We start from the raw sequence: 23,667 nt of genomic DNA, 5'->3' as shown, positions 1-23,667 counted from the left end.
TCGAATCTAGGCTCGCCGGAACGGTTCAACAACGAAGCTTTTCTGCAATGCATTGCACGCGAGGAACGCGCGGCATCGTCAGACGGTCGATCAGCCCGAGCGCAAGCGCGACCAGCGGTGGCTCGAGGTCATAGCTGCTCGCCTTGGCCCACGCGCCTGCCGCGAAGATGGCCGTCGACACCAGATAACGGCGAATAGCGGCGATTGCGCTTAGCTTCTGATGATTCATCGTTTAGCGTTGGCGCACGGGTTGCAGATAATCGACGCTTTCACGAATCACATCGGAGCGCCATGCCTTTCGATCGCAATGCTCCCCTGCCTTCCGGCGTCGAAGTCGGCGCAGCGTGGGGTCCCGGTCCCACTGAACGGTACGCCGCGCTCGCCGCGCGCTTTCGGCCCGTGTTCGCTCGCATCCGCGCACAGAGCGTCGCGCGCGAGCTCGAACGCCGTCTTCCCACCGACGAAATCGCCTGGCTGCGCGACGCCGGCTTCACGTCCTTGCGCGTGCCGGCCGACTATGGCGGCCAGGGCATCCGCCTCGTCGAATTGTTCGAATTGCTGATCGAGTTGTCGGAAGCCGATTCGAACATCACGCAGGCGCTGCGCGCGCACTTCGGCTTCATCGAGCACGCGCTCGACAGTCCCGTCGAACGACGCGAGCGATGGCTCGCGCGGCTCGCGAAGGGCGTCATCGTCGGGGCGGCGTGGTCCGAGACGGGCGAAGCGCCGCGCAGCCAGTTCGCGACGCGCCTCACCCGCGACGCGAACGGCTGGCATCTGAACGGCACGAAGTTCTATACGACCGGCTCGCTCTTCGCCGACTGGATCCACGTCGGCGCAACCGATGCGGACGACGAGGCCGTGTCCGTCACGGTCGATCGTCGTGCGGACGGCGTCGAAGTGATCGACGACTGGGACGGCATGGGCCAGCGCCTCACCGCGAGCGGCACGAGCCGCTTCGACAACGTGAAGGTCGACGAACGCGAAATCGTCGCGGGCCGCGCGCCGTTCCCGTACTCCGAAGCGTTCTATCAGCTCGTGCATCTGGCGACGCTCGCGGGCATCGGCCGGGCCGTCGCGAGCGATGCGGCCGCCGCCATCGCCGCGCGCACGCGCAGTTACAGCCACGCGGTCAGCACGCGCGCCGCGGACGATCCGCAATTGCTGCAAGTAGTCGGCCGCGCCCGCGCGCACGCCTGGACGGCCGGCGCGATCGTCGCGCAGGCGGCGCGCGCGCTCGAACGCGCGGCGGCGTCGTTCGACAGGCCGGATGCGCTCGCCGTCATCGCGGAAGCGGAGATCGAGATCTGGCAGGCGCAGACGGTCGCGTCGCAACTCGTTCTCGACGCGAGCGCGAGCGTGTTCGACGCGCTCGGCGCATCCGCGACGCTGCGCACCGCCGGGCTCGACCGCTACTGGCGCAACGCGCGCACGATCGCGTCGCACAATCCGCGCATCTACAAGGACCGGATCGTCGGCGATTTCGCCGTGAACGGCACGCTGCCGCCGGGCCAATGGCGCATCGGCGTGGCCTGACTTTTTCTTCGTTCGCCCCGCCCTTTCATGAGCAAGAAGCACATCATTCTGAACGCGTTCAACATGAACTGCGTCGGCCATATCAATCATGGCCTCTGGACCCATCCGCGCGACCGTTCGACGGACTATCGCAAACTCTCCTATTGGACCGACCTCGCGAAGCTGCTTGAGCGTGGCCTCTTCGACGGGCTGTTCATCGCGGATATCGTCGGCGTGTACGACGTTTATCAGCAATCGGTCGATGTCACGCTGAAGGAGTCGGTGCAGTTACCCGTCAACGATCCGATGATGCTCGTCTCCGCGATGGCCGCCGCGACGCAGAACTTGGGCTTCGGCATCACCGTCAATCTCACCTATGAAGCGCCGTATCTGCTCGCGCGGCGCTTCTCGACGCTCGATCATCTGACCGAGGGACGTATCGGCTGGAACATCGTGACCGGCTATCTCGACAGCGCCGCCCGCGCGATGGGCGCAACCGAGATGATCGCGCACGACGAGCGCTACGATCGCGCCGACGAGTATCTGGACGTGCTCTACAAGCTGTGGGAAGGAAGCTGGCAGGACGATGCCGTGCTGCGCGACCGCGAGGCGCGCGTGTTCGCCGACCCCGCGAAGGTGCGCAAGGTGCGGCATCGCGGCCGTTATTACGACGTCGACGGTTATCACCTGTGCGAGCCGTCGCCGCAACGCACGCCGGTGCTGTTCCAGGCCGGATCGTCGGGGCGCGGCCAGGCGTTCGCCGTGCGTCATGCCGAATGCGTGTTCGTGTCGAGCCAGAGCAAGGAAGGCACGCGCAAGCTCGTGAACGCGCTGCGCGCGCAAGCCGTCGAAGCCGGACGCGATGCGGGCGATCTGAAGATCATCATGGGTATCACCGTGGTAGTCGGCCGCACCCAGCGCGAAGCCGAAGAGAAGCTCGCCGAGTACGCGCGGTATGCGAGTCCTGAAGCGGGTCTCGCGCACTTCGCGGCGGGCAGCGGCATCGACTATTCGACCTACGCGCCCGATGACGAAATCGCGCCGCCCGGCGGCCACAAGGGACGCGGCATCGAATCGTCGGTGCAGCGCGTGACCGACGGCAAGCGCGGCGTCACCGTGCGGCATCTGCTCGACCAGATGCAACTGGGCGGCCGCTACACGACGATCGTCGGCGACCCGGTTCAGGTGGCCGACGCGCTGCAATCCTGGGTCGACGAGGCCGGCATCGACGGCTTCAATCTCACGCGGACCGTGACGCCGGAAAGCTACGAGGACTTCATCGATCTCGTCATTCCGGAATTGCAGTCGCGCGGCATCTACAAGACGGCGTATGCAGAAGGCACGCTGCGCGAGAAGCTCTTCGGCGGCGGCGCGCGGCTCGGCGCGCGTCACACGGCCGCCGGCTTCCGCGATCCGTCCGGGCCGGCCGACAGGCAGGCGACATGAGCGCCGCGACGCCCCTGCTCGAGATCGACCAGTTGAGCGTGTCCTTCGGCGGCCATGCGGCGGTTCGCCCGTTCGATCTGACGATCGCGCGTGGCGAGATCGTCGCGCTCGTCGGCGAATCGGGCAGCGGGAAATCGACCGTCGCGCTCGCGACGATGGGACTGCTGCCGGAACGTGCGCGCGTGCAAGGCGCGATCCGCTTCGAAGGGAAACCGCTCTTCGCGCAAAGCGAGCGTGAATGGAGCGCGCTGCGGGGCGATCGCATCAGCATGATCTTTCAGGAGCCGATGACCTCGCTGAATCCGCTTCAGCCCGTCGGCAAGCAGGTCGCCGAAGCGCTCACGCTGCATCGCCCGATGTCCGCTCAGGCCGCGCGCAAGGAAGCGCTCGAGCTGCTCGAACTCGTGCATCTGCCGGAGCCGCGCCGGCGCTTCGCGCACTATCCGCATCAACTGTCGGGCGGACAGCGGCAACGCGTGATGATCGCCATCGCGGTCGCGTGCCGCCCCGGCCTCCTGATCGCCGACGAGCCGACCACCGCGCTCGACGTCACCATTCAGGCGCAGATTCTGGCGCTGATCGACCGCCTGCGGCGCGAACTGTCGATGGCCGTGCTGCTCATCACGCACGATCTCGGCGTGGTCGGGCGCTGGGCGGATCGCGTGGTCGTGATGAAGGACGGCGCGAAGGTCGAGGAAGCATCGAGCCGGCAACTGTTCACGCAGCCCGCGCAACCGTACACGCGCGCGCTGCTCGGCGCGTCGCTGCATTTCGGCGCGGGACTGCATTATCGCGACGCGCGGCTCACCGACGCGCCGCGCGCCAAGCCGCGATCCACCGCCGAAACGCCCGCGCGCGTGCTGCTGGACGCCCGCGACGTGCGCGTCGACTACGACGGCGTGCGCGCCGTGGACGGCGTCAGCTTCGAGATTCGCGCGGGCGAGACAGTGGGCCTCGTCGGCGAATCGGGATGCGGGAAGTCATCGCTGTCGCGCGCGCTGACGCGGCTCGTGGAGCCCACGGGCGGGCGCATCGTCTTCGACGGCGACGATGTCACGCATCGTGGACGGCGTGCGTTGCGGCCCTATCGCCGCCGCGTGCAGATGATCTTTCAGGATCCGTACGGCTCGCTCAATCCGCGTCATACCGTCGAACGCACGCTCGGTCATGCGCTCGCCATTCACGGCGTCTCGAACCGGCGCGAACGGCACGACAGGATTCGCCGCATCGTCGATGCCGTCGGTCTGTCGGAATCGGCGCTGCGGCGCTATCCGCACGAGTTCTCGGGCGGGCAGCGGCAGCGCATCGGCATCGCGCGCGCGCTCGTGCTGCGGCCGGAACTCGTCATCTGCGACGAGCCCGTGTCCGCGCTCGACGTCTCCATTCAGGCGCAGATTCTCGACCTGCTCGCCGACCTCAAGCACGAGCTGGGCCTCGCGCTGCTCTTCATTTCGCATGACCTGTCGGTGGTCCGCTATATCGCCGACCGCGTGCTCGTGATGCAGGCGGGACGCATCGTCGAGAGCGGCGATCACGCTTCGATCTGGACTTCGCCGCAACACACCTACACGCGCGCGCTGATCGACGCGGTGCCGTCATCGCATGCGCCATTCTTATTCGATACAAGGAAAATTGATCGTGACTTTCAAGCGCAAGCCGCAGCCGACCTCGACCTCGACCTCGACGCTTCTGTTCCGCGATGATCCGCTGGGCGCCGCCGTGGCCGATCTGAAGCGGCGCAGGCTGCTCAAGGGCGCGGGCGCGCTCGTCGCGGGCGCGGCGACGCCGTTCGTGTTCACGGGCAACGCCTGGGCCACGACCGAAACGACGCCGATCACGCTGAACGGCGCGAAGCGCGGCGGCACGCTCACGGCGGTCATCCATCCGGAACCGCCGACGCTCGCCTTCTTCGTCAATTCCGCGACGATGATCGGCGCGGTCGCAAGCAAGATCTTCGACGGCCTCGTCGAATACGGCCCGGACCTCAAGCCGCGCCCGCAGCTCGCGGAGAGCTGGACCGTCTCGCCCGACGGCCTCGCATGGACCTTCAGGCTGCGCCGCCATGCGCTGTGGCACGACGGCCAGCCCTTCACGTCCGCCGACGTCAAATTCTCAGCCGAGGAAGTGTGGTTGAAAATCAGCCCGGCGTCGCGGCGCGTGCTGCAATACCTGACGAAGATCGATACGCCGGATGCGCATACGGTCGTGCTGCATCTGTCGAAATCGACGCCCGCGACCTTCGGCATTCTCGATTCGCTCGGCACGCCGATCCTGCCGAAGCATCTCTATGAGAATACGGACATCCGCAACAATCCGTACAACAACAAGCCGGTCGGCACGGGTCCGTTCAAGTTCACGGAATGGGCCCGCGGCGACCGCATCGTGCTCGACCGCTTCGACAAGTATTGGGCGCCGGGTCAGCCGTATCTCGACCGCATCACATGGAAAATCACGCCCGACGTTTCCGGCCGCGCGACCGCGCTGGAAACCGGCGCGGCGCAATATGGCGAACGCAATCCGGTGACTTTCGCAGATGCCGACCGGCTCGCGAAGCTGCCCCATCTCGTCGTTTCGCGTGAAGGCTATAACGGCTACGCGGCGTGGCTCTGGCTGGAACCGAATCTGCGCGATCCGATTCTCGGCAAGCTCGAAGTGCGTCAGGCGATCGCGCACGCGATCAACCGCGACGTGCTCGTCAAGACCGTGTGGGGCGGCTACGCGGTGCCCGCGACGGGGCCGGAGTCGTCGCTGGTGAAGTCTTTCTATACGGCGGATACGCAGCAGTATCCGTACGATCCGAAGCGCGCCGAGGCCTTGCTCGACAAGGCCGGATTCCCGAAGAAGGCGGACGGCTGGCGCTTCAAGCTCGATCACGATTTCATTCCCTACGGCGACGACTATCGGCGCACCGGCGAGTTCGTGCGTCAGGCGCTGCGGCGCGTGGGCATCGACGTGAATCTGCGCGGACAAGACTTGCCGACGTGGATCAAGAACGTCTTCACCGATTACAACTTCCAGCTCATCAGCAGTTGGGGCACGGACGGCCTCGATCCGCAGATCGGCATCGAGCAGCATTACTGGTCGAAGGCGGCCTCCAACGGCACGCCGTGGTTCAACGCGTCCGGCTATGCGAGCACCGAGATGGACCGCGTGATCGAAGCGGCGCAGACGGAAACCGATCCGGCCAAACGGCGCGACCTGTACGTCGAGTTGCAGAAGATCGCGCAGCGCGACCTGTCGCTCATCAATCTGTTCGAGTTCCGCTGGTTCGGCGTGTGGGCGAAGGACTTGCGCAACGTCACCGACACCGCCAGCCATTCGCGCGCCAATTTCGCGCGCGTCTGGTTCGACAAGGCGTGACCGTCATGCGGCTTACATCGGCGCTCGCGGGACGCAGGATCGGGCACAGGCTGATTCAGCTCGTGCTCGTGCTGCTCGGCACCACCGTGCTCAACTTCGTGCTGCTCAAGCTGATGCCCGGCGATCTCGTCGATGTCATCGCGAGCGAGAGCGGCAACGTGTCGCCGCAATACGTCGCGCAGTTACGCGAAGCATATGGCTTGAATCACGGCGTCGGGTGGCAACTGCTGCATTACATCGAACATGCGCTGCGGCTCGATCTCGGCTTTTCGTTTCGCTTCGGCGAACCGGTCGCGTCGCTGATCTTCGCGCGCCTGCCCGCCACGCTCGCGCTGATCGGCACGGCGCTCGTCGTCTCCGTCAGTCTCGGGCTCATGCTCGGCGTGCTCGCCGCGCGCCGCCCGCACGGCGTCGTCGATACGCTCGTCTCCACGCTCGCGACCATCGGCTATTCCGCGCCGATGTTCTGGACCGCGCTGCTCCTGATCGTCGTCTTCGGCGTGCATCTCGACTGGCTGCCGATCGGCGGTGTCGCCGATACCAACGTTGCGCATCGCGGCGTTTCGCGCCTGCTCGATCATCTGCGCCATCTCGTGCTGCCCGCCGCGACGCTCGTGCTGTATTACGTGGCCATTTTCGCGCGGCTCGCGCGGGCTTCGATGATCGAGACGCTGCAGGAAGATTTCATCCGCACCGCGCGCGCGAAGGGCGGCCGGCCGTGGTACGTGACGACGCGTCATGCGCTGCGCCATGCGGTGCTGCCCGTGCTCACGATGCTCGGCCTGCAGGGCAGCGCGCTGATCGGCGGCTCGGTGATCGTCGAGACGGTGTTCGGCTGGCCGGGGCTCGGGCAACTGTCGTTCGAGGCCATCAAAAGCCGCGACGTCAACCTGCTGGTCGGCGTGCTGCTGCTCTCGGCGTGTCTCGTCGTCCTGCTCAATCTGATGGTCGATCTGCTCTACGGACTCGTCGATCCACGCACGAGGTCGAACCGATGAAGCCGCTCACTTTCCTGCGCCAGCCTTCCGCGTTCGTCGGCGCGCTCCTGCTCGCGCTGGCGCTTGTCGCGGCGCTCTCGGCCAACTGGCTCTTTCCCGGCGATCCGCTCGACATGGTCGCCGCGCCCTATCAATGGCCCGGCGCCGATCGCGCGTTTCCGCTCGGCACCGACCTGATGGGCCGCGACCTGCTCGCCGGTCTCTTTCACGGCGCGCGCGTCTCGCTGTCCGTCGGCGGGACGGTCGCCGTTATCGCGCTCGTGCTGGGCGTGCTGATCGGCGGCGTCGCGGGTTACTTCGGCGGCGCGATCGACCGCGTGCTCATGGCGATCACCGAGTTCTTCCAGACCGTGCCGCCGTTTCTGCTCGCGATCATCCTCGTGGCGATTCTCACGCCGTCGCTTTCGACGATCGTGTTCGCGCTCGGCGTGACCGCGTGGCCGGGCATCGCGCGGCTCACGCGTGGCGAGTTCATCGTGCTGCGCGAGCGCGAGTTCGTCCGCGCGAGCATCGCGCTCGGCGCAAGCGATGCGCATCTGATCTTCATCGAGATCCTGCCCAACGCGCTCACGCCGATTCTCGTTTCGACCGCGCTGCTCGTCGCGAACGCGATTTTGTCGGAGGCGGCGCTGTCGTTTCTCGGGCTCGGCGATCCGAACGTGGTGAGCTGGGGCTCGATGGTCGGCACCGGGCGCGAAGCGCTGCGCACCGCGTGGTACATGATCGCGGTGCCCGGCTCGGCGATCGCCCTGACGGTGCTCGCGCTCAATCTGCTGAGCGATGCGCTGCACGCCGCGTTCAATCCGCGTCTGTCGAGAAGCCGCCGCGACGATGCGGCGTCGCGGCTCGAAGCCGTCGAAGGGCTGCGGCCTTGAGCGTTGCGCCGCAGCGTTCCCGCTTACTGCGCCGGCTTGGAGAATCCCGCGAAGCGCTGCTCGATCACGCGCGCGAAATCCGCCGACCGGTACGCGTTCGCGATGTCCGTCACATACGGCTTGTTCAGATCGGCCGTGCGTACCGCAACGAGATTCAGGTAGTACGGCGGAATCTTTTCGAGCAGGAGCGCGTCATTGAGCTTGAGGCCGGCCGCGAGCGCGAAGTTGCCGTTCACGAACGCATAGTCGACGTCATCGAGCGAGCGCGGCAGTTGCGCGGCTTCGAGCGGCACGAGCTTGATCCTGTGCGGATTCGACGCGATATCCCGCTCCGACGATTTCACCGGATCGACGCCAGACTTGAGCGTCACCCAGCCGAGTTGCTGCAACAGAATGATCGCGCGCGCCTGGTTGGTGACGTCGTTCGGCAGCGACACGGTCGCGCCGTCCTTCAGCTCGTCGAGGCGCTTGTGCTTGTGGCTGTAGAGTCCGATCGGCGCGGTGGGCACCTTCACGAGCTCCGAGAGCGCGAGCTTGTGGTCCGCCGAGAACTTCTTGAGATACACCTCGTGCTGGAATGCGTTGGCGTCGAGCGCGCCGTCGGCGAGCGCGAGGTTCGGCTGCACGTAGTCGCTGAACTCGACGATCGTCACCTTGTAACCTTCCTTCTCCAACTGTGGCTTGATACCGTAGCGAATCTGGTCCGAGTACGGACCGGCCGTCGCGCCGAAGCGAATCTCGGGCTTGTTCGGATCGGCGGCCTGCGCGAGCGATGCGATCATTGCGCTCGATGCGATGGCCAGCACGCCGGCCCGCAACGGATGGAACTTCTTCATTGGGTTCTCCTCTTGCTTCGCGCGCGCGAGGCAGCGAAGCGGTTATCGTCGATGGTGCGCGACAAGCTTACAAATCGGCCCATCCAAGCCAAACCAATGTATTTATCTATGGTTTTCCGGTTTGACGCCAAAGCCGGGCATCGAACACGGCGCACCCTTCATCGACAGGAGACACTGCAATGAGCCGCACTCAAGACGCCCCGTGGGCCGAGCCTTTGGAAGCGGTGCTGCGCGAATGGGCGAAAACCGCCGCGGCACGCGACAAGGCCGGCGGCACCGCCTTTCATGAGCGCCGCCTGTTGCGCGAGAGCGGCCTGCTGCGACTGTCGTTGCCGGTGGAGTACGGCGGCGACGGCGCTCCGTGGTCGACGACGCTCGATGTCGTCAGACGGATGGCACGAGTCGACAGCTCGCTCGCGCATCTGTTCGCGTTCCATCATCTGCAACTCGCGACGATCCGCCTCTTCGGCAGCGATGCGCAGATTCGCCATTGGTCGCGTGAGACTGTCGCGCAGGGCTGGTTCTGGGGCAACGCGCTCAATCCGCTCGACAAGAGCACGCGCGCGCTGCCAGGCGACGCCGGCGGCTATGTCTTCGATGGCCGCAAGAGCTTTTGTTCCGGCGCCCGCGATTCGGACCAGCTGCTCGCGTCCGCGTTCGATGGCGACGGGCGGCTGCTGATCGGCATCACACCGACGAATCGCGCGGGCATCACCGTGCTCGACGACTGGGACAACATGGGGCAGCGCCAGACCGACAGCGGCACGGTGATCTTCGAGCGCGTGCCCATCGCGGCGGACGAATTGCTGCTCAATCCCGGACCGCTTTCCAGCCCGTTCGCGACGCTGCGGCCGCTGCTCGCGCAGTCGATCCTGTGCCATATCTATCTCGGCATCGGCGAAGGCGCATTGCAGGCGGCGCGCGACGCGACGCTCGCGCAGACGCGGCCGTGGATTGCCTCGCAGGCCGAGCGTCCCGCCGAGGATCCGTACGTGATCGCGCACTACGGCGACTTCTTTGTCGCGCTCGAAGGGGCGTGTCTGCTAGTCGAACGTTCGATGCAGGCCTTCGATCGCGCGTGGGCGCGCGGCCTTTCCCTCACCGAAAGCGAGCGCGGCGAAGTGGCCGTCGCAGTCGCCACGGCGAAGGTGGCGGCGGCGCGCGCGGGGCTCGACGTCGCGCATCGCATGTTCGAAGTGACGGGCGCGCGCTCGACGACGGCGGCGTTGCGGCTCGACCGCTTCTGGCGCAATGTGCGCGTGCATACGCTGCACGATCCGCTCGATTACAAGGTGCGCGAACTGGGCGACTGGGCGCTCAACGGACGAATTCCGAAGCCGTCGTTCTATTCGTGAGACGACGCGCCGCGCCATGCGCTTTCGCCATGGCGCGCGGCCATTCCAGCAAACTGCGCGCGATCTTCAGGCCGCGCACTATTCGAATCCGGAAGTGGACCGACTGCTCGAAGCGGCCTCGGTGGAAACCGACGAAAACAGGCGCCGTCAGCTATTCCGGCAGTTCCAGCAGATCGTGCATGACGATATTCCGTCGATCGAGTTCGGCGCCAATCCGAACATCACGATCGCATCGACCAAAGTGAAGAACCATGCATCCACAGGCGAAGGTCTGAGAGGCAATTTCGCGGACCTTTACATCCTGCCGTGACGCGCGCCGAAACCGAAGGCAGGCCGGCATAAGGTTATGCCAACGGATTGGTTATCGGAACGGGATCGGGTCCATAGAATGACCGGGTTCGCCATCCTCACGACAAGGACACAGTTCTCGTGCAACGACTCTCCCTTTCCCTTCTGCGCGCGCTGCTATGCGCATTTTTTGCCGTGGTCGTGAGCGCGACCGCGCAGGCGGAAACGCCCTTGCTCAAGATCGGCGTGACGAGCGGACCTCATGAGGAAATCTTCGAGGCGGTGAAAAAGGTCGCGGAGCGCGACTACGGTCTGCGCATCAAGATCGTGTCGTTCAACGACTATATTCAGCCCGACGCGGCCCTCGACGCAGGCGATCTCGATGCCAACAGCTACCAGCACCGGCCTTTCCTCTCCTCGCAGATTCGCGCGCGCGGCTACAAGCTGGTCGGCATCGGCCGCACGTGGATCGGGCCGATCGGACTCTATTCGAAGCGTTACCGGAAGTACTCGGACCTGCCGGACGGCGCGACCATCGGCATTCCGAACGATCCCGCCAACGAGAGCCGGATTCTCCTGCTGTTGCAGAAGGCGGGCAGCATTCGGCTGCGACAGGGCATCGATCCTGTCACGGGCGTCAACGCGACGCCCCTCGACATCATCGACAATCCCAGGCACTTCCGATTCAAGGAAGTGGATGCGGCGCAGCTTCCGCGCACGCTCGACGATTTCGACGCCACGACGGTCAATGCGGACTATGCGATCAAGGCCGGACTCAACCCGGCGAAGGACACGATCCTGCGCGAGGACGGCTCCGGGGTCTACGCGTGTCTGATCGCCGTACGCGAGCAGGATGCGAACAAGCCGTGGGTGCAGCAGATCGTCGCCGCCTATCAGTCTCCCGAAGTCAGGCAGTTCATCCTGTCGCGCTATCAAGGCGCGATCATTCCGGCGTTCTGAGGGGCCGACAGACGCGCCTTCGACGACCGATGCAAACCGCGGATAAGACACGATATCGCGCCGGACCGACTTCGCGCTCAGCGCGACAGAGACTGCGGAGCGTGCCCTCGCGGATGTGTATCGAGCGCGGGGGAGGCGTCGTCTTCCGGCTCGGCGGACAGGTCCCGCTTGAAGGTGCCCGAGCGCCGGTCCTGGCGCATTGGCGCTCGAACCGACGATGGTGCTGGCCGAAATGGCACGGGGTCGCCATCGACATGTCCACGGCCCTGCAATGCCGTGAGTGATGGCGCGCCGGACTCAACGAGGCGCCGCCCTCGCAGCGGCATGAATGCTCGATCTCGAAGCGACGATAGACAGGACGGCCGAAACGGTCAGACTGCCGCCGACGCACATCATGGCGACGACCAGTGCCTTGGCCAAGGTCACCGGATCCGGCGAAGTCCCCGCGACACTGAAGAAGACACCGCCGATGACCGCGACACCCAGTGCTGCGCTGATTTGCAACGCCGAATTCGTGATGCCCGCGATCATCCCGGAACCGGTCGCCGGTGCGCGATTGATAACCGAGCGCACCAGCGTCGGCAGCGCCCAGCCCTGACCGAATCCCAAGAGCGCTACTGCTCCTATCAGCGGAAACTGAGCCGGCATCTGTCCGGGCGCGCCGGCCACGAGGGCGGCGAGGAGTATGCAGCCGGCGGCCTCCAGCATCATGCCGATGGCGGGGACGCGGTCGCCGAAGAGGCGAATGGCCAGCGGGGTCGTCAGCGGCCCGATGAAGGCGCCGACCCCGAACGGCAGGAAGACCAGCCCTGTCTCGAATGGGCTCATCCCAAGCGCCGCCTGGAGGTAGACGGAGAACGTCAGGAAGAATGCAGAGACGACGTAGAAGAAAAGGACGCCCGTAAGCCCGCTCATCAGGCCGGGCCTGCGGATCAACTCCACGCTGATTAGAGGCACACCGCCTCGGCGGGCGTAGGCCATCTCATATCGGCAGAAGCCCACCCCGGCGAAGGGGCACGCGATCAGCATTGCGCAGGCCCACCACGGCCAATCCAGTTCCCGCCCTTCGACCAGAGGCACGATGAGCAAGCCCAGCGAGAGTGCGCAGAGCAGCACGCCGATTCGGTCTACAGGTGCCGGGCTGTCACCGCGGACGTCGGGTAGCAACGGCAGCCCGAAGATCAGAACAGCGGCGACGACGGGCAAGTTGATGAGAAAGACGACGCGCCACTCAAGGTGAAAGACGTCCGCAGAGATCAACGCGCCCCCGAGCGCCTGCGCGGCTACGGCGGCCAGACCCACCGCCGCGCCGTATAGGCCCAAGGCGCGCGCACGCTCTCTCTCTGGAAACAGGGCGTGAATGGAGGCCAGTCCTTGCGGCGCCATGGCGGCGGCGCTCAGACCCTGCAGCACTCGCCCGAGGATCAGTATGGCGGGCGACGATGCGAGCCCGCAGATCACCGATGTCAGTCCAAAGCCCGTGACGCCGATCAGAAATATACTTCGTCGTCCGAATAGATCGCCTAGCCGTCCGCCTGTGATAAGGAAAACCGCGTAGGCCGCGGCATATCCGGAAATGACGAGTTGCAGCTCCGCAGCGCTCGTGTGGAGCGTGCTTTGGATGGACGGCAGGGCGACGTTCACGATGAAGAAGTCCAGCGGCGGCAGAAATGCGCCCACCAGCAACACCGCGAACGCCGACCATCGACGTGTGGAAGAGGTTGTCATATGCATAAGTCCCGGCGGCCGCGGGCCGCATCAAGCCGGACGGCCGAAGCGTTCCGTTCCCGCGATGGGCTGCCAGTTCTGGAGCGGCGTCGCGTAGTGCATGGTGAAGGTGCGCTCCACGAATGCCCAGCGGCCTTCGCGTCGCTGATAGATGTCGCGGTATTGGCCGCTCACCTGGAGCGTGCCCTGATCGACGTCGTAGAAAAGACAGTCCGCCGCTACAAGGCCGTGGCCGTTGTCAGTTTGAAGGATGTCTGTCGGCCGAATTTGCGCCGACGCTCCGCTCTGCGTGAAAGAGCCGACAAAAAACTTGACTATACGAGCATATGCACCTAATCTCCATCTCAAGAGAGCATATGCTCTCACTTTCAAACGGAGCGAAGCGATGAACGAGCCTGAGATTCTTGTGAGCGGTGCGACCGGACGGACCGGAGGCAATGCTATTGACGAACTGCTCGAGATGGGCAAACGCGTGCGGGCATATGTGCGTACGGATGACGATCGAGCGGAAGCGCTGAGGCAGCGCGGCGTCGATGTCGCGGTCGGGGACTTTACCGACATCGACGATATTCGGGCAGCGATGGAAGGCATTCGATCGGCCTATTTCCTTCATCCGATTGCGCCGGGAATCATCGGGGCCGCGGCCTATTTCGCGCAGGCAGCACAGGAAGCGGGCGTCACGGCGATCGTCAACATGTCGCAGATTTCCGCGCGTCGGGAATCGATGAGCCACGCAGCACAGGATCACTGGGTCTCCGAGCGAGTCTTCGATTGGTCGGGTGTCGCGACTACGCATTTGCGCCCGACGTTCTTTGCCGATTGGCTCGTCTATCCGCATTTCGCGCGGGAAATTTGGGCCACGAAGAAGATCGAATTTCCGTTCGGCAACGGCCGTCACGCGCCTATCTCCAGCGACGATCAGGGACGCGTGATCGCCCACATCCTCGCCAACCCCGAAGGCCACGAGGGCAGGACCTACACGCTCCACGGCCCCGTCGAGATGAATCACGTCGAGATCGCAGCCAAAATGAGCGAGGTTCTCGGCGCCCGGATCGAATACGCGCCGACTTCCATCGAGGAGTTTCGGATCAAGATGGAAACCCTATACAAGTTTCCGCCGTTCCTCACGCAGCATCTGGTCGAAGTCGCGCAGGACTATGGCGACGGCATTTTCTCGGGCACTAACGACGCCGTCGAGAAGATCACCGGGAAGCCGCCGCTGTCGGTCCAGGAGTTCGTCGCGAAGTATCGGGACTCCTTCGTGTGAACAGGTCCTTGAATAGCTATCGCCGCACTTTCGCACGACGCGCGCGTAAGCTTCTCGCAATTAACCGAATGAGGAGTGCAACGGATGTTGCCAGTAAATAAGCCGCTCGGCATCGATCAATGCAACTGCTTCGCCGTGAGGAAGGCGAGCAGGCAGATCTCCCGACTCTACGATAGCCATCTCGAGCCCTCGGGTCTGCGCATCACGCAATTCCTCACCCTGGCCGCCCTGCGCGAAGTGGGAAGTACCCCGGTCAACGCGCTTGCCGAACGGCTCGATATCGAACGAACCGCGATGGGGAAGATGGTGGGCTTCCTGGAGCGCGACGGTTTCGTCACGATCAAGCCCTCGCCCACCGATGGCCGAAGCCGCCTTGTCGAACTCACCAAGGAGGGACGGCGCCTGCATGAAAGAGCAGCCCCTCTCTGGCAGGAAGCGCAACGGGAGTTCGAGCAGTTGAACGGTGCGGACGACGTTCTCGAGTTACGAGAACGGTTGAGAGGGGTACTCATCGGCGACGTGTCGATGCGTTCGTCGGAAGACTGAGCCTTCCGATGCACTGCGGCAAGAACGTCATTCGTCAAGCACGTGTTCCGCAACCAGATCACCGCACATGTCGAATCAATCGCGCAAACATCTTTCCTGCACGCCGGCACCGGCCACCCCCGGTCCGGCCTGCAACGCCAAAGACCCGCACGCGAAAATGAGGCCGACACCACACACTCCCGGCCATTGCCATACGCTCCACGCCCACACGCCCAGCAACGAACCGAGCGCGCCGCCCGCGAAGCGAATCGTCATATACAGCGTGTTAATGCGGCTCATCGCATCGCTCCTGATGCTCATGCTGCGTGCCATGTTCGCGACGTGTGCGCTTTGCAGCCCGAAATCGAGAAGGATCACACCGGCGATCAGACCGGCGATACCGTAGCCCACCCACGCGAAGATTGCGAACGCCATGAAGAAAATTGCGGAGCTCGCCAAAACCACAAGACGCGGATTGCGCTTGTCTATCAGCTTGCCCGCTCCCGTCGAGGCCAGCGCTCCGACCACGCCCACAAGTCCGAACAGACCGGCGATCTCGCTGCCGTAATGCGCATTCATGCTGCGCAAATGAAACGTCAGCGTGACCCAGAATGCGCTGAACGCAGCGAACTGAAGGGCCGCGATCGCCGACGTCCGGCGCAAGAGCGCCTCTTCGCGGATCAGCGTCCATAGCGAACCCATCAGGCGTCGGTACGTGCCCGACCAAGTCGGCGTCGAGCGAGGCAGCCTGTGCGACAGTACGGCGGCCGTGACAAGCATCGCTGCGGATGCAAGCCAGTACACGGTCCGCCATCCGCAATGCTGGGCGATCGATCCGGATACCGCGCGCGACATGAGGATGCCGGATAGCAATCCGAACATCACGATGCCGACCGCTTCGCCGCGTCGCTCGGGTCCTGCAATTTGCGCCGCGAAGGGCGTGAGCAACTGCGGCGCGACGCTGGTAAGCCCGGTCAGGAAACTGGCGGCCACGAGCCAGTCGAGTGTCGGTGACACTGCCACTGCGGCGAGTGCGAGGCTCGAGATGCACAGCAGCGTGCCCAGTATCGAACGTCGATCGAGCATGTCGCCCAGCGGAACGAAGAGCAGAAGTCCGAGCGCATAGCCGGTCTGCGTCGCAACCGATGCTGCACCGGCTGCGCGCTCGGTGGTGTGAAACGTGAGCGCGAAGTCGGCGAGCAAGGGCTGATTGTAGTAGTTGTTCGCGACCACGATGCCCGCCGCCGCGGCCATCAGCCAATACACCGACCGTTTCATCTCTGTGCTCCTCAGGCTGCGCCCCGCCTTTGCTATTCCGTTTGCGACGAATGTAGACTATTCCGGATTTCGCCAGTATCCCTCTGATGCGGCAATCACCCTTGCTGAATACGGAAGAGCCGAATCATGGACCGCCTCGAAGCAATGAACGTCTACGTGCGGGTCGTCGATGCCGGTAGTTTGTCGGCCGCCGCGCGCGCGATTCCGATGTCGCTAACTTCGGTCAGCAGGCACATTTCGGCGCTGGAAGAGCATTTCGGCGCGCAACTGCTTCGACGCACCACACGCCATCTCGCGATGACCGACGAAGGTCGCATCCTGTACGACCGCGCGAAGGCAATCCTTGGCGAAGTGGATGAACTCGGCAGTGCGATGTCGGCGGGGCGTGGCAAGCTCTCTGGCCGCCTACGGCTCAGCGCGCCGAACCTGCTCGGCCGGCTGGTGATCGCGCCACTTTTGCCGCGCTTTCTCGAGCTTCATCCGGACGTGGCTGTTGATCTCCTGCTCGTCGATCGTGCGGTCAATCTGGTCGACGAGGGTCTGCATCTCGCGGTGCGCATCGGGCGTCTGCCGGATTCGAGCCTCGTCGCGCGCAAGCTCGGCGACATTCAGATGGTGACCTGCGCAGCGCCCGCGTACCTCGCGCATCGCGGCACGCCTCATACTCCCGGCGATCTGCGCAAGCACGACTGCCTCGTCTTTTCAGACGCGCCTGGGGCCGTTGACTGGCGCTTCGAGTCGCGTGCGATGCGCACGCGCGTCAGCGTAACGGGCCGTCTGTGGATGAATAGCCTGGACGCGCTGGTACTGGCGTCGATTCAAGGTGCCGGGATCGTGCGCGCGCCCGCATGGCAGGTCGCGGAGCACGTCCAGTCGGGTCGCTTGCGGCCCGTCCTGGAGATGTACGCACCGCCCGCAACGCCGGTCCACGTGCTGTTTGAACGCGTGAAATTGTCGTCGCCGAAAATCCGGATCTTCGCCGACTATCTCGTCGAACATTGGCCATCCGCATGACCGTCTTGCGCCAGGCAAGCGACGCCGCGCAAGTTCAACCGATCCGAACGCTGTCGAGAATCTCGTCTGAACCGGCCCCGAGCGGAGCGAAATTGGTCGAGCGCACATAATCCGGTCGCGGCTGCTCTACTTCTTCAGGCTTGTTCTTCACCTGGTTGTAGACGATATAGGCCTGCCATCGATCGTCACCGGACAGGTTATGACCCGAAGCATGCACAATGTTCGCGTCGAAAAACACGACTGTTCCCGGGCGGCCGATGATAGGCACGGCCTTGGGATGGCTCGACAAAATATCGAGCATGGTCGGCTTCGGTACCACGTAGAAGCGATAACCGGTTGCCTCGTCGAACGTCGGATCGAGCGAACCCAGTTTGTGGCTCCGCGGGATGAAGTAGAGACATCCGCCCATTTCGGTCGGCTGGTCGAGCATGACCAACGCGGTTGTCATCCGCGGCTCTTTCACGCCGTCGATATGCCAGGTGCCGAAGTCTTGATGCCATTGCCAGACGGAACCGTCGATTGCCGTCTTCAAATTGCACTTCGTGTGATAGACGTAGAGCTGGTCATCGTCGATCAGTTGTTGTGCCGGCCCGAGCAATCTGGGAGAGCGCACTGCGGCGTGAAAAACCGCCGATGCCGTCGGACTTTCTGTCTCGTGAACCTTGTAGATGGTTTTTGCAATGCCGCCCGTTTTTTCCCGGACAAGATGGTCGGTGTCAATCTTCTGGATTCGGCGCAACTCGCTCTTCATATGCGCAATTTCTTCTTCTGAGAAAAGCTCCGGCAGAACAACGAATCCATCGCGCTCGTATGCTTCCAACTGTGACGCGGTAAGTTTCATGAGGGGTCTCCTGACTTGTCGGCGCAATGTCATGATCGTAAGACCGGTCACGTCCAATGTAAAAGATATAATAAGTTGCGTATCGATACCTCAGAGGTTCCAGATGGAACTGCGTCATCTACGCTACTTTCTGGTGGTGGCACGCACGCTCAACTTCACGAAAGCGGCGGATGAACTGCACATGGCGCAGCCGCCGTTGAGCCGGCAGATACGCGATCTGGAAGAAGAACTCGGCGTAGCGCTTTTTGAGCGACGGGGCAAACGAGTGTTTCTTTCGTCGGCGGGCCAGGTCTTCGAAGAACGGGCCAAGCGAATCCTGATGGAAACGAACTCCGCGATCGTGGATTCGCAACGCGCGGCACGAGGGGAAGTCGGCCGGGTGGCGGTGGGGTTCTTCGAGCACATCGCGTATACGCTGCTGCCGCCGCTCTTGCGCGAATTTCAGCAGCGTTATCCCGCGGTGACAGTCGAGCTTCGATGGTTTTCCTCCGCGGAACAGATCAATGCGCTCGACCGAGGGGACATCGATCTGGCGTTCGTCCGCTCTTTGCCGCCTGATACGCGACTGAACAGCGTCTTGTTGCTTCAGGAGCCGTTTTACGTTGCTATCGCCAAGGACAACCCACTCGCAGCAAAACGGCGGATTTCCATCAAGGACTGCAGGCAGTTGCGCGTCATCAATTACCGGAAAGATGTCGCGCCGGACTATCACGCCACCATCAACCAGTTGTGCGCGCTTGCCGGATTTTCCCCATCCACGAGCTTTGAAATGGGGCAGATCTACGCTTCGCTTGGCCTCGTAAGCGCCGGGTTTGGCGTGACGCTCGTACCGGCGTCAGTTCAACGAACGCACATGGACAACGTCGTCTATCGTCCTCTGCGCGAACAGCACGCGAAAAGCGAACTCTACCTCGCGTGGAAGGAACCCGGTCCGCCCCCCGCGCTAGGCTCTTTTGTTCAACTAGCGCGCGAGATAGCCGCGCACTACCCGCGAAAAGCGAAGGTCGAGTAAGCGCGAAGCGGTACGGCGTCAATGGCGATGAACAGGTTGGTTTTGAAAAAGGGAAAATGTCGGCGAACCTGCTCTGCTTTGCGGCCACCCTATGCGACGCTGATGCGATTGCTCGATCGCCACGCATTCGGCAAGATTCGGTGATCGCTTCGCCCGACGTCATCCAGCACACCGCCTGCATCGGCGCGCACTCATACGTTTGCAACGTTCGCCATCGTATCCAAGAAGGTCAACATGAATTTCAGGTCCTTACAGTGCTTCGTCATTCTCGCGGAGGAACTGAACTTCAGCCGCGCGGCCGAGCGGCTGCATATCGCGCAACCGGCGTTGAGCCAGCAGATCCGGCTGCTGGAAGAGCGGCTCGGCACGCAACTCGTCGATCGCGCGAGACGCCCGCTGCGGCTCACCGAGGCGGGCCACTATCTCTGCACCGAAGCGCGTCAGATTCTCGGCTCGTGGGAACAAGCCAGTCTGGGCGCGCAGGAAATCGGCATCGGGCGGCGCGGCTGGCTGTCGATCGGGTTCACGCGATCCGCGATGTACAGCATCCTGCCGCCCGCGCTGAAGGCGTTCCATCACTCGTATCCGGAAGTCGAGCTCAAGCTCTTCGAGATGCTGACCGAAGAACAGACCGATGCACTGCGCGACCTGCGCATTCATGTCGGCATCGGACGTCAGCCGCTCGACATCCCCGGTTGCACGTCGTATCCGCTGCTGCGTGAACATGTGGTGGCCGTGCTGTCGCCGGATCATCCGCTGGCGGGCAGGAAGAAGGTGCGTATCGCCGAACTCGAAGATACGCCGCTCATCGTGTATCCGAAGCATCAGAACGCGCAGTTCAAGCGCACCGTGCAGTCCTTGTATCGCGATGCGGGCGTCACGCCTTTCATTGCGCATCAGGCTTACGAAATCCAGACGGCGATCGCGCTCGTCGCGGCGGGGCTCGGCGTGACCTTCGTCGGCGAATCGGTGGCGCGGCATGGACGCACCGACGTCGTGTTCCGTCAGCTCTCAGGCCCGGGTGCGTCGCGCTGGTCCACGCTCGCCGCCACATTCCGCACGGACGACGATTCGGCGCATCTGCGTGCCTTTCTCGCGTGCCTTCCTCCGCCGCTGACCGGCGCCCCACTATAAGAGAACGCTTATAGAAGCATAAGGAACGCGTCTTGGACGCGGGCCGGCGCGCTACTTATCATCGATTTTCATGTCCTGGGCAGGCATGCCTTACGCGCAGCCGAACGGACAGACGAGCGGCGCAGGCCGTTTGTAAAGCGAGGCCGCAGAGCCTCGCGATCCGATGAAAAAGAACGTGGAGACGGCATGGCCCCATTCAACGAAGCAGCAACGATGCGAAAGGTATACGGGCGGCTCATGCCCCTGCTCTTCGCGATGATGTTCTTCAACTACCTCGATCGCATCAACATCGGCTTTGCCGCGCTCGACATGAACAAGGCGCTCGGCTTCAGCCCCGCCGTGTTCGGCTTCGCAGGCAGCATCTTCTTCGTCGGCTACATGGTGCTCGAGGTGCCGAGCAATCTGCTGCTGCATCGCGTGGGCGCGCGCCGCTGGATCGCGCGCATCCTGCTCACGTGGGGCGCGGTCGCGGCCGTCACCGCGTTCGTATTCGACGACAAGAGCTTCTACGTGCTGCGCTTTCTGCTCGGCGTCATGGAAGCGGGTTTCCTGCCGGGCGTCGCGGTCTATCTGACGAAGTGGTTCCCCGAGCGCTATCGGGCGCGCGCGGTCGGCGGCTACATCATCGCGGGATCGTTTTCCGCCGTGCTCGGCGGCCCGATCTCGACCGCGCTGATGACCTACGCGAACGGCATCCTCGGCCTGCAGGGATGGCAATGGATGTTCATCCTCGAAGGCATTCCGGCGATGCTGCTCGGCCTGCTCACGCTGCGCATCATGACGGAGCGCCCCGCCGACGCCGACTGGCTCGCCGACGACGAAAAGCGCTGGCTCGAAACGACGCTCGCGGCAGAGCGCGAAGCGGTCGGCGGCAACGCGCACTTCCCGCTGCTGCGCGTGGCGGGCGATGTCCGCGTATGGAGCCTCGCGTGTCTCTTCGGCTGCGCGCTCGTCGGCATCTACGGGCTCTTTCTGTGGCTGCCGCAGATCGTCAAGAGTCTCGGTCATCTGAGCAACATCGAAGTCGGCTTTCTTTCCGCCGCGCCGCCGCTTCTCGGCGTGCTCGGCACGTTCATCATCAGCCGCAGTTCGGACCGCACGGGCGACCGCAAGAAGCATCTCGCGTTCGTCTACGGCATGAGCGCCCTCGCGATCGCGGGCAGCGCGTATGCGCCGAATCCGGTCGTCGCCTATGCGCTGCTGTGCGTGACCGGCCTCTTCATCTACGCAGGCAATCCGCTGTTCTGGAGCCTCGCCTCGTCGTTCAGGACCGGCGCGGCGGGCGCGGCGACCATCGCGCTCATCAACACGATCGCGCAGTTCGGCGGCCTCGTCGGGCCGTGGAGCATCGGGCTCGTGCGCAACGCGACGGGCAACTTCAAGCTCGCGTTGCTGACGATCGCGGCGTTCCTCGTCGTCGCGACGATCATCGCGCTCGTCATGCGCGTGAAGCCCGCCGACGACGAAGACACTTCGCTGCCCGCATCCGATTCGCACGAAGCGGGCGCACAACGACAGGAAAACCACGCATGATCATCGATTGTCACGGTCACTACACGACCTCGCCGCCGCAGCACGAAGCATGGCGCGCGCAGCAGATCGCCGCGCTGAAGGACGGCGCATCGGCGCCGCCGCGCCCCGCCATCTCCGACGATGAAATCCGCGAAAGCATCGAGAACGGGCAGCTTCGCATCCAGCGCGAGCGCGGCACCGATCTCACGATCTTCTCGCCGCGCGCCGCCGGCATGGGCCATCATCTGGCGACGGCGGAGGCCAACGCGGTCTGGTCGGAAGCATGCAACGACCTCGTGCATCGCGTCGTCGACCTGTTTCCGCGTAATTTCGTCGGCGTCTGTCAGTTGCCGCAAGCGCCGGGCGTGGCGCCCGAGAATTGCATCGCCGAACTGCGCCGCTGCGTGGAAGAGCTGGGTTTCATCGGCTGCAATCTGAATCCCGACCCTTCGGGCGGGCACTGGTCCGGGCTGCCGCTCACCGACCGCTCGTGGTATCCGCTCTACGAAGCGATGGTCGAGCTCGACGTGCCCGCGATGATCCACGTTTCGTCGTCGTGCAATCCGAACTTTCATGCGACCGGCGCGCATTACATCAACGGCGATACATCGGCGTTCATGCAATTGCTCCAAGGCGATCTGTTCGCGGATTTCCCGACGCTCAAGTTCGTCATTCCGCACGGCGGCGGCGCGGTGCCGTATCACTGGGGACGATATCGCGGACTCGCGCAGGACATGAAGCGGCCGCTGCTCACCGAATATCTGCTGAACAACGTGTTCTTCGATACCTGCGTCTACCATCAGCCGGGCGCCGAGCTGCTCGCAAAGGTGATTCCGGCGAAGAACATCCTGTTCGCGTCGGAGACGATCGGCGCGGTGCAGGGCATCGATCCCGAAACGGGTCATTACTTCGACGACACGCGCCGTTATATCGACGCGATCGAATGGCTCAGCGACGCGGATCGCCAGCGCATTTTCGAGGACAACGCGCGCGCGGTGTACGGACGGCTTTCCGCGCAACTGGAACGGCAACGATCGAACGAAGGAGCGACCGCATGAATCCGGCCGGATGGCGTGAATACGAATCCGCGGCTCAGGCGAGCCCCGCGACGCTCGCCGCGTTGCGCGAGCTGGCGGTATCGCTTCTGAGCGACAACATGGCCCGCGTGAGCGGCACGACCGGACTGCGTCCCTATCATCGTCCGAAGCCGATGGCCGGCACGGCCGTCACGGTACGCACGCGCGGCGGCGACAATCTCGCGATCCATCGCGCGTTCGACTACTGCCGCCCCGGCGACGTGCTCGTCATCGACGGCGCCGGCGAGCTCACGCAGGCGCTCATGGGCGACATCATGGCGAGCTTCGCGCAGAGCATCGGCGTGCAGGGTCTCGTCATCGACGGCGCGATCCGCGATGTCGGCGCGCTCGGCCAGCGCGACTTTCCCGTGTACGCGCGCGGCGTCACGCATCGTGGGCCGTACAAGAACGGGCCGGGCGAGATCAACGTGCCGGTGACGGTCGGCGGGATGGTGGTGAATCCGGGTGATATCGTCGTCGGCGATGAAGACGGCGTGCTCGCCATCGCGCCCGCCGACGTCGAAGCGGTGATCGAAGGCGCGCGCAAGCAGGCGGCGAAGGAAGCGGCGGCGCTCGAGTCGATCGCGGAAGGCCGTTTCGATCGTGCGTGGGTCGCGGTTCAACGCGACCGCATGATGAACGGCTGA

The 23,667-nt window shown here is 64.1% G+C and carries 23 protein-coding genes; 17 read left to right on the top strand and 6 right to left on the bottom strand.

Going from position 1 to position 23,667, the window contains the following annotated elements; all coding sequences use genetic code 11:
• Nucleotides 1-25: 25 nt before the first annotated feature.
• Entirely contained in the window at nucleotides 26-229 is a 204-nt protein-coding gene (locus QCE58_RS29660) for a hypothetical protein (RefSeq protein ID WP_250522601.1), read from the bottom strand.
• A gap of 62 nt (nucleotides 230-291) precedes the next feature.
• Here QCE58_RS29660 and QCE58_RS29655 point away from each other — a divergent pair, with 62 nt between their 5' ends.
• The 6 genes from QCE58_RS29655 to QCE58_RS29630 are packed head-to-tail and all read left to right on the top strand — an operon-like array spanning nucleotide 292 to nucleotide 8,194.
• A complete protein-coding gene (locus QCE58_RS29655) occupies nucleotides 292-1,536 on the top strand; it encodes an acyl-CoA dehydrogenase family protein (protein WP_250437734.1) in 1,245 nt (414 codons plus the stop codon).
• Between the two features lie 27 nt (nucleotides 1,537-1,563).
• The gene (locus QCE58_RS29650; RefSeq protein ID WP_250522602.1) at nucleotides 1,564-2,961 is read left to right on the top strand and encodes an LLM class flavin-dependent oxidoreductase; all 1,398 of its coding nucleotides are present in this window, start codon (nucleotides 1,564-1,566) and stop codon (nucleotides 2,959-2,961) included.
• Nucleotides 2,958-4,664, top strand: a complete 1,707-nt coding sequence (locus QCE58_RS29645) for an ABC transporter ATP-binding protein (protein WP_250522603.1) — start codon at nucleotides 2,958-2,960, stop codon at nucleotides 4,662-4,664. The genes QCE58_RS29650 and QCE58_RS29645 overlap by 4 nt, the downstream gene beginning before the upstream one ends.
• Entirely contained in the window at nucleotides 4,600-6,321 is a 1,722-nt protein-coding gene (locus QCE58_RS29640) for an ABC transporter substrate-binding protein (protein WP_175982449.1), read from the top strand. Before QCE58_RS29645 ends, QCE58_RS29640 begins: the two co-directional genes overlap by 65 nt.
• Nucleotides 6,322-6,326: 5 nt before the next feature.
• Complete coding sequence (locus QCE58_RS29635; RefSeq protein WP_175982448.1) at nucleotides 6,327-7,319, top strand: ABC transporter permease; 993 nt, start codon at nucleotides 6,327-6,329, stop codon at nucleotides 7,317-7,319.
• Entirely contained in the window at nucleotides 7,316-8,194 is an 879-nt protein-coding gene (locus QCE58_RS29630) for an ABC transporter permease (protein WP_008345413.1), read from the top strand. The genes QCE58_RS29635 and QCE58_RS29630 overlap by 4 nt, the downstream gene beginning before the upstream one ends.
• A 23-nt stretch (nucleotides 8,195-8,217) precedes the next feature.
• On the opposite strand, the gene QCE58_RS29625 is transcribed toward QCE58_RS29630, so the two are convergent.
• Nucleotides 8,218-9,030 (bottom strand): MetQ/NlpA family ABC transporter substrate-binding protein, encoded by an 813-nt coding sequence (locus tag QCE58_RS29625; protein ID WP_175982446.1) that lies wholly within the window; start codon nucleotides 9,028-9,030, stop codon nucleotides 8,218-8,220.
• 179 nt (nucleotides 9,031-9,209) lie between these two features.
• Between QCE58_RS29625 and QCE58_RS29620 the strand changes: the two genes are divergently transcribed.
• The 3 genes from QCE58_RS29620 to QCE58_RS29610 all read left to right on the top strand — a co-directional run bounded on the left by QCE58_RS29620 (nucleotide 9,210) and on the right by QCE58_RS29610 (nucleotide 11,633).
• The gene (locus QCE58_RS29620; protein WP_175982445.1) at nucleotides 9,210-10,385 is read left to right on the top strand and encodes an acyl-CoA dehydrogenase family protein; all 1,176 of its coding nucleotides are present in this window, start codon (nucleotides 9,210-9,212) and stop codon (nucleotides 10,383-10,385) included.
• A 16-nt stretch (nucleotides 10,386-10,401) separates the two neighbouring features.
• Nucleotides 10,402-10,695, top strand: coding sequence for a peptide ABC transporter substrate-binding protein (locus QCE58_RS29615; RefSeq protein WP_008345409.1), 294 nt, complete (start codon nucleotides 10,402-10,404; stop codon nucleotides 10,693-10,695).
• Between the two features lie 119 nt (nucleotides 10,696-10,814).
• Complete coding sequence (locus QCE58_RS29610) at nucleotides 10,815-11,633, top strand: MetQ/NlpA family ABC transporter substrate-binding protein (RefSeq protein ID WP_034471132.1); 819 nt, start codon at nucleotides 10,815-10,817, stop codon at nucleotides 11,631-11,633.
• Between the two features lie 297 nt (nucleotides 11,634-11,930).
• Here the strand turns inward: QCE58_RS29610 and QCE58_RS29605 are convergent, their stop codons facing one another.
• Together QCE58_RS29605 and QCE58_RS29600 are read right to left on the bottom strand one after the other, a co-directional pair.
• Entirely contained in the window at nucleotides 11,931-13,367 is a 1,437-nt protein-coding gene (locus QCE58_RS29605) for an MFS transporter (protein ID WP_409014188.1), read from the bottom strand.
• A gap of 24 nt (nucleotides 13,368-13,391) precedes the next feature.
• Entirely contained in the window at nucleotides 13,392-13,535 is a 144-nt protein-coding gene (locus tag QCE58_RS29600) for a hypothetical protein (RefSeq protein WP_250522605.1), read from the bottom strand.
• Nucleotides 13,536-13,746: 211 nt separating this feature from the next.
• Between QCE58_RS29600 and QCE58_RS29595 the strand changes: the two genes are divergently transcribed.
• Both QCE58_RS29595 and QCE58_RS29590 read left to right on the top strand, forming a co-directional pair.
• Nucleotides 13,747-14,628 carry an NmrA family NAD(P)-binding protein gene (locus QCE58_RS29595; protein ID WP_250522638.1) on the top strand — a complete coding sequence of 294 codons (882 nt, stop codon included), beginning with the start codon at nucleotides 13,747-13,749 and terminating at the stop codon, nucleotides 14,626-14,628.
• Between the two features lie 84 nt (nucleotides 14,629-14,712).
• The gene (locus tag QCE58_RS29590; protein WP_250522606.1) at nucleotides 14,713-15,174 is read left to right on the top strand and encodes a MarR family winged helix-turn-helix transcriptional regulator; all 462 of its coding nucleotides are present in this window, start codon (nucleotides 14,713-14,715) and stop codon (nucleotides 15,172-15,174) included.
• A 75-nt stretch (nucleotides 15,175-15,249) separates the two neighbouring features.
• Here QCE58_RS29590 and QCE58_RS29585 read toward each other — a convergent pair whose 3' ends face one another.
• Nucleotides 15,250-16,431, bottom strand: coding sequence for an MFS transporter (locus QCE58_RS29585; protein WP_250522607.1), 1,182 nt, complete (start codon nucleotides 16,429-16,431; stop codon nucleotides 15,250-15,252).
• Nucleotides 16,432-16,557: 126 nt separating this feature from the next.
• On the opposite strand from QCE58_RS29585, the gene QCE58_RS29580 reads away from it, so the two are divergent.
• A complete protein-coding gene (locus QCE58_RS29580; protein ID WP_250504358.1) occupies nucleotides 16,558-17,445 on the top strand; it encodes a LysR family transcriptional regulator in 888 nt (295 codons plus the stop codon).
• A 34-nt stretch (nucleotides 17,446-17,479) separates the two neighbouring features.
• Here QCE58_RS29580 and QCE58_RS29575 read toward each other — a convergent pair whose 3' ends face one another.
• A complete protein-coding gene (locus QCE58_RS29575) occupies nucleotides 17,480-18,286 on the bottom strand; it encodes a phytanoyl-CoA dioxygenase family protein (RefSeq protein ID WP_250522608.1) in 807 nt (268 codons plus the stop codon).
• Nucleotides 18,287-18,389: 103 nt separating this feature from the next.
• Between QCE58_RS29575 and QCE58_RS29570 the strand changes: the two genes are divergently transcribed.
• The 5 genes from QCE58_RS29570 to QCE58_RS29550 all read left to right on the top strand — a co-directional run bounded on the left by QCE58_RS29570 (nucleotide 18,390) and on the right by QCE58_RS29550 (nucleotide 23,667).
• On the top strand, nucleotides 18,390-19,298 hold the full coding sequence (locus tag QCE58_RS29570) for a LysR family transcriptional regulator (protein ID WP_008345399.1): 909 nt from the start codon (nucleotides 18,390-18,392) through the stop codon (nucleotides 19,296-19,298).
• Between the two features lie 234 nt (nucleotides 19,299-19,532).
• Nucleotides 19,533-20,432 (top strand): LysR family transcriptional regulator, encoded by a 900-nt coding sequence (locus QCE58_RS29565; RefSeq protein WP_250522609.1) that lies wholly within the window; start codon nucleotides 19,533-19,535, stop codon nucleotides 20,430-20,432.
• Between the two features lie 186 nt (nucleotides 20,433-20,618).
• A complete protein-coding gene (locus QCE58_RS29560) occupies nucleotides 20,619-21,965 on the top strand; it encodes an MFS transporter (RefSeq protein ID WP_033535663.1) in 1,347 nt (448 codons plus the stop codon).
• Complete coding sequence (locus tag QCE58_RS29555) at nucleotides 21,962-23,002, top strand: amidohydrolase family protein (RefSeq protein ID WP_008345396.1); 1,041 nt, start codon at nucleotides 21,962-21,964, stop codon at nucleotides 23,000-23,002. Before QCE58_RS29560 ends, QCE58_RS29555 begins: the two co-directional genes overlap by 4 nt.
• The gene (locus QCE58_RS29550) at nucleotides 22,999-23,667 is read left to right on the top strand and encodes an RraA family protein (protein ID WP_008345394.1); all 669 of its coding nucleotides are present in this window, start codon (nucleotides 22,999-23,001) and stop codon (nucleotides 23,665-23,667) included. Before QCE58_RS29555 ends, QCE58_RS29550 begins: the two co-directional genes overlap by 4 nt.

Origin of the sequence: Caballeronia sp. LZ028, assembly GCF_031451415.1 — a bacterium.
Taxonomy (GTDB): domain Bacteria; phylum Pseudomonadota; class Gammaproteobacteria; order Burkholderiales; family Burkholderiaceae; genus Caballeronia; species Caballeronia zhejiangensis.
Note: the sequence above shows the minus strand (reverse complement) of the source record. Positions and strands in the feature narration are given on the sequence as shown.